Source organism: Neobacillus vireti (assembly GCF_036962465.1).
Taxonomy (GTDB): Bacteria; Bacillota; Bacilli; order Bacillales; family Cytobacillaceae; genus Neobacillus; species Neobacillus vireti_B.
The window spans coordinates 22,791-28,790 of sequence record NZ_JBALNF010000076.1 but is presented as its reverse complement, the minus strand read 5'-3'; the positions used below and the strand labels follow the sequence as shown (position 1 = coordinate 28,790).

Here is a 6,000-nt window from a genome sequence, read left to right as displayed (position 1 = left end):
TTGCATTTACAATCTTTATTCCCACATTCTCGACATTTTTTGTGATTGGATGTACAATCTTCATGTCGACCTTTTGAGTTGCTCTTTTCTCCCCTCAAATTTTTTCAACCCCTTTCATTGAACTTATGTATTCTATGAGACAAGCAATAAATGAGAGTGGTTGAATTTCTTATGAAAGTGCTTAATTTTTAAAAAATGGGTAGCCCTTTTTCCTTACGAAGATATTCTAATAGGGTCCTAACCTCATTCCCTCCATTTTTTACCTTATCACTACAAATTCATGGTAATATAGTTTACATAGGAAAAAACCTTGAGACAAATGTGCGACATTTAGAGGAAGGAGGGAGCGAATGTGAACCAATCTAACTATCGCTTCCTATATTACATGTAAGTTGGGATATTCCATCTTTTAATAGAGATGTTGAACCAGTACAAAGGAATTAGCTTGGAGAAGATAGAATTTGGTTACTTCCAAGAATAAAAGAAATTAAAAGGTGGTCACTACAAGTAGGGACAACTATCCTCCACGAGTGTGCAATCCCAAGTGAAACATTTAACATGATTACTGTAGTTAACGTTTCAAAGGATGAGATTATGTTTCCTTCAGCTGTTGATACCATACCAGAAAATTGGAATGGAAAACTTCCTAATAATTTATTTGAATTATGGATTAACTCAGGTGAGCTCATATGACCGCCAATATGGAAGAAAAGGCCTCCCAACAGTTTAGTAAACTGTTGAAAGACCTTCTCCTATAGTTTGCTTTTTTTGTCATAGATTCGATGTTTTATAGAAAACGAGGACAAATCCGAGGACAAAAAAATGATATTATCATTTTAGACGTTAATATATGCTTAATTTTATAAGACTGTTGAAATTTTAATCTCTACTAAATATATCCCTTGTATACACTTTATCCTCAACATCAAGTAATTCATCCGATAATCGATTAGCAACAATAACATCACTTAATCTTTTAAACTCTGCCGTTTCATTAATTACCCTAGAATTATAGAATTTCTCTTCACGTAAAGCTGGTTCGTATACAACTACTTCAATGCCCTTTGCCTTAATGCGCTTTATGACCCCTTGAATAGCTGATTGTCTGAAGTTGTCCGAATCCATTTTCATCGTTAATCTATAAATCCCAACTATTTGAGGATTTCTCTTGATTATCATGTCGGCAATATGATCTTTCCTCGTTCTATTGGCATCCACAATAGCCGTCATGATGTTATTAGGTACATCAGCATAGTTGGCTAGTAACTGCTTGGTATCTTTCGGCAGGCAATAGCCGCCATATCCAAAGGAAGGATTATTGTAATGGTTCCCTATCCGTGGGTCGAGGCTAACACCATCGATAATCTGTTTGGTATCTAATCCTCTGACCTCTGCATAGGAATCCAGTTCATTGAAAAAAGCAACCCTCATTGCCAGGTAAGTGTTAGCAAATAGTTTAATAGCTTCCGCTTCCGTTGAATTCGTAAACAAAACAGGAATATCCTCTTTTATGGCACCTTCCGCCAATAAATCAGCAAATATTTTCGCTCTTTCTGATTGTTCACCAACCACAATTCTGGAAGGATACAAGTTATCGTAAAGAGCTTTTCCTTCCCTTAAAAACTCCGGTAAAAAAATAATATTGTCGGTTTCAAACTTCTCTTTTACTTTATCCGTGTAACCTACGGGAACGGTAGATTTAATCACCATGACAGCATCTGGGTTTAGGGAAAGAACATTGGCAATCACCGCTTCAACTGTCCTTGTGTTAAAATAATTCTTCTCAGGGTCATAGTTTGTCGGAGTTGATATAATAACATATTCCGCATCTTTAAAGGCTTTATAGTTATCTGTTGTTGCGGTTAAGTTAAGTTCTTCTGTTGCTAAGAATTCCTCAATCTCTTGATCAATAATAGGAGATCTTTTATTATTAATCATATCTACTTTCTCTTGAATAATATCAAGTGCTATGACCTCATTATGTTGGGCTAAAAGGATCGCATTGGATAATCCTACATAGCCGGTTCCTGCAATGGTAATTTTCATTTTCAATACATCTCCGCTACGTCTAATGTCTTGTTTTTAAGGACATCTTATTGTAAAAACCTCTAACAGTTTTAATCAGAAGGGAATCCCCTATAACCAGTAATCCCACCAAATAGATGAATGCACCAGCGATCAACTGGATCACCGTTAACAGCATGGGAGGAACCGATAAAACCTTCCCTAAATAGACTGCCAGGATGAAAACAAACACACTGAGAATCAGATACTTACTAAATAACAGTAAAAAGTTTTTAAAGTGAAAATAGTTCCTTGCATAATACATTTGAAGCACTGCTCCAACTCCCTCAGCGACCAATAACGCAATCGTTGTCCCGATGCTTCCATATGAATGGACCAATAGCAAATTAATAAGTAAACTCAAAAAAGCGCCAACCGTGACCGAAATGGTGTATTTATTTTGCTGTTGTGTTGCAACCAATATTTGAATACCAAATACATTAGCCAATCCCACAAAAATGATATCCGGACACATCAGAATCAAAGTGTTTGTAACACTTGTGAATTCTGTTCCTAAAAACCATCCTACAAAATTGGGTGAAATCGCCATTAGGCCTAACGTCATCGGTAACGTAATCATCAATACAAACTGCAGTGTATAGTCAGTGTACCTTTTCAATTGTTCTTTGTTTCCCTTGGAAAACTCTGAAGCCATTCTTGGCAGTAAGACGGTTCCTAGTGAACTGATTATGCCAATTGCTATTTTCGCCACTTTAGATGCCTGATTGTAATACCCCACCTGTATCTCACCAGAAATATTTCCCAGAACAATCCTATTAATCAATGCATACACTTGGATCATTAATTGCGGAATAAACAAGATAAAAATGGGACGAATATGTTCTTTCATGTCTTTTAATGAAAGCTTCACAAATTTAATTTCCTTAAATAATGGCCTCCACATAATTAATTGCCCGATTAACAGCGTGCCGCCATTAATGGCAACATATAATGGCAGGTCCTGAGAATGCTTTACGAAAGTAAAAATCAAAAAAATGCCTGCTATCTTAATAATCATATTTCGAATAGCAATCATTTTAATCTGCTCTTTGCCGATAAAATACCAGGATATATCCAAGCTATAGGATAATAGAGTTGAAATATGAATATAATACAGTTCTTTATGAGACGAAACAGTCTGAATAAAAATCAAGTAAACGATTAGGTTTAAAATAGAAACAATGAGTTGGAAGGTAAATATAGACCAAAATTCAACCGAAGTTTCTTCCTGATTTTTTTTTATTGCGATTTGCCTGCTTCCATACATCGGCAAACTTAAAACAATAAAAACTATGAAAATCTGTACTACCGATAATACATAGGCATCCGTCCCGACTCCTTCAGCCTTCAAAATTCTTGCTATATATGGAGTTGTAATAAATGGGGTTAACATTAATAACAACTGATACAGGACGGTGAAAAAATAATTCGAAACAAGTTTACCCACTACATTTTTTAACTCCTTTTTAGTTGCTAGATACGGTTCGAAACAAAATGTTTAATCATTTTTATTTTTAGCTTGCTCCCGGCTTTCTTTTGAAAAAACGGCAGACTACTCATCATGTTCCTTCTCACCGCTTTAAAGTGGTTTTCTTTTACAAACTGTTCTATTTCAGCATCAATATGCGGATAACGCTGCAGTAAAATTTCCTTCGACCTTTTTTGCAGCTGCTCTTTTTCCGCTCCAAATGAACTTCCGCCAATGTGGTGAACATAGGCAGCCTTTGCCACCACAAGTTTATATTCATTTTGTCTGGCCCTCATGCACCAGTCCGTTTCTTCTCCATATCCGCGTTTAAACGCCGCTGCATCAAACACCCCAACCGTTTTTAATGCCGTTCTTTTCATATACATACAAAAACCGACTAACAGAGGTGATTCAATATATCCAGATTCTTTACTTTTTTGGAACGCCGTTACAAGCTCTTCAAATGAAAATAGCTCATTTACAGTACTATTGGGAGTGGGCAGTCCTGCTAAAACGCCGTAGTTACTCATGGGATTAATCGCGGCGATTGATTCATCGCTGCAGGCTACCCCAGCCAGGATTTCCAGCCAATTTTCAGTAACCAATGTATCACTATTCAGGATGATCACATCATTTTTCGTGATCGCAAACCCATTATTAACGTTCCCTGGAAAACCGAGATTCTTGTTATTTCGAATCGCAAAGATGTTTTTCGGGTGTTTTTCCGAATAGTAGTTTGTTAAGTATTCGATCTGAACATCCGTACTTTTATCATCCAATAAGAATAAATTAAATTTATCTTGTGGTGTATTCTCCAAAATGCTTTCGATGCAGTTTCGAGTTTCAGAGACTGAATTGTAAATCGGCAGCAATATATCGACTTTTTCCATTTTACATCCTTCCTAACAATCTCAAAGAACCGATCATGACTTTGTTGTCCTCAATTGATGTGGTTTTTTATATTCTCTTTATTCACTTGTACAAACTGAGTACTGCAAATCCTTTTGCAGCTTAACCATTATTCTTTCACCACCTACACCAGTTTCCGATTCATCACCTTATTAAAAAACCTATAAAAGTTATATCTCAATAAACTCATAATTGCCTTAATGGCTTGTTCCTGACCTATATAATCATGAACGAGGATTTTGGAATAACGGCATTTATTGACCAAGTGTGTTTTGGTCAAATAAGGATGTTTAGTGAAAAATTCCTTAAGTGCTTCTACCTCTTTTATTGTTTTACTAATACTATCTTCTTGGACTTCTACCTCTACAAGAACTTCATTTAAATGGTGAATGCTATAGTCTCTCGCCACTCTCAAAACAAAATCCCAATCTTGAAATCGTTTCAGGTCTTCGTCGAATAGAATGCTTTTTGCCACATTATTTTTCGTGAAAATGGTTTGGGTACTAATAAAATTTCCTTTCTCAAGCTGAATGGCCATTTCTGTAGGTTTCACTTGTCGCTTGGGCACAATTCCAATTTTACTTCCTATAAGATCCATGCTGCAGAAACACAGATCAACACTTGGATGTTCAATCATATATTGATATTGTTTTGCTATTTTTTCAGGTAACCATCTATCATCACTGTCCTGAAAGGCGATATATTGTCCACTAGCCAACATAATCCCCGTATTTCTTGCACCATTTGCTCCTTTTTTAAATGAGTTGACTACATATTTTATTTTTTCACTATTAAACGACCGAACTACTTGTTCTGTTTGGTCCGTTGAAAAGTCATCAACAATGATGATTTCATCGACGGGATATGTTTGTTCCAAGACACTATCAATTGACTTTTTTATCGTGCTTGCTCGGTTGTAAGTAGGTATAACAACAGTAATACTCAACTGATCACATCCCTTTCATTATTAGGCTCTTCCATAAAGAACCCCTTCTTTACGCGGACACTATCAAGTTTCAGAGAGAATATTAATCACGTTCGACTTTAAATGAATCATGGTCATTCCTTTTTAATTTTCTAAATTCCATCGGTTCGTCTGTATCCGATCCTCTCAATTGCTCCAAGGAAATTTCTGTTTCATCGACTTCAAAAACTAAGCCATCTACCATGAAATAAATTTTTTGACGAATCACCTATGTTCCCTCCTCTTTCATCCAATTAACAATATAAGATAAAAACGTTGACCTTCTTTTACGGGATTGTAAATTTTCTGAAAATTTATCAATAATTTTTGTAAATGTAACCTCTGTCCAGATAAAGTGGAAATAATAAAACTGGTTGGTTGGGATTACCGGCAAAATGCAAAAAACCTAGAGGTGTTACCCCTAGGTTTGTTCTTTCTTATTAAAGCACGCTTAATGCAGTTGGAATCTGTATAAGGAAATGCTCAGCTGATTGGACTTACTTGAAATTCGTGGATTTTCATAAAATAACGACATGTTTCACGTGTAACAATGTAGAATATTGTCGTTTGACTTATCGCATCAGCTTTCCCTGGC

Annotated in this window: 5 protein-coding genes; all 5 read right to left on the bottom strand. The window is 35.9% G+C overall.

What is annotated here, in order from left to right; translation table 11 throughout:
- Positions 1 to 879: 879 nt before the first annotated feature.
- Positions 880 to 2,046 (bottom strand): nucleotide sugar dehydrogenase, encoded by a 1,167-nt coding sequence (locus V7077_RS25740; protein ID WP_335507247.1) that lies wholly within the window; start codon positions 2,044 to 2,046, stop codon positions 880 to 882.
- Positions 2,047 to 2,068: 22 nt separating this feature from the next.
- Positions 2,069 to 3,511: an oligosaccharide flippase family protein gene (locus V7077_RS25735; RefSeq protein WP_335507245.1), complete on the bottom strand. Its 1,443-nt coding sequence runs from the start codon at positions 3,509 to 3,511 to the stop codon at positions 2,069 to 2,071.
- A 26-nt stretch (positions 3,512 to 3,537) separates the two neighbouring features.
- Positions 3,538 to 4,422 (bottom strand): glycosyltransferase family 2 protein, encoded by an 885-nt coding sequence (locus V7077_RS25730; RefSeq protein ID WP_335507243.1) that lies wholly within the window; start codon positions 4,420 to 4,422, stop codon positions 3,538 to 3,540.
- 143 nt (positions 4,423 to 4,565) lie between these two features.
- Positions 4,566 to 5,387: a glycosyltransferase family 2 protein gene (locus V7077_RS25725; protein WP_335507241.1), complete on the bottom strand. Its 822-nt coding sequence runs from the start codon at positions 5,385 to 5,387 to the stop codon at positions 4,566 to 4,568.
- 82 nt (positions 5,388 to 5,469) lie between these two features.
- On the bottom strand, positions 5,470 to 5,634 hold the full coding sequence (locus V7077_RS25720; protein ID WP_335507239.1) for a hypothetical protein: 165 nt from the start codon (positions 5,632 to 5,634) through the stop codon (positions 5,470 to 5,472).
- Between the last annotated feature and the right edge of the window lie 366 nt (positions 5,635 to 6,000).

Coding starts and splice junctions, on each gene's coding strand:
- V7077_RS25740 (WP_335507247.1), bottom strand. CDS start 2,046: ATGAAAATTACCATTGCAGGAACCGGCTATGTAGGATTATCCAATGCG.
- V7077_RS25730 (WP_335507243.1), bottom strand. CDS start 4,422: ATGGAAAAAGTCGATATATTGCTGCCGATTTACAATTCAGTCTCTGAA.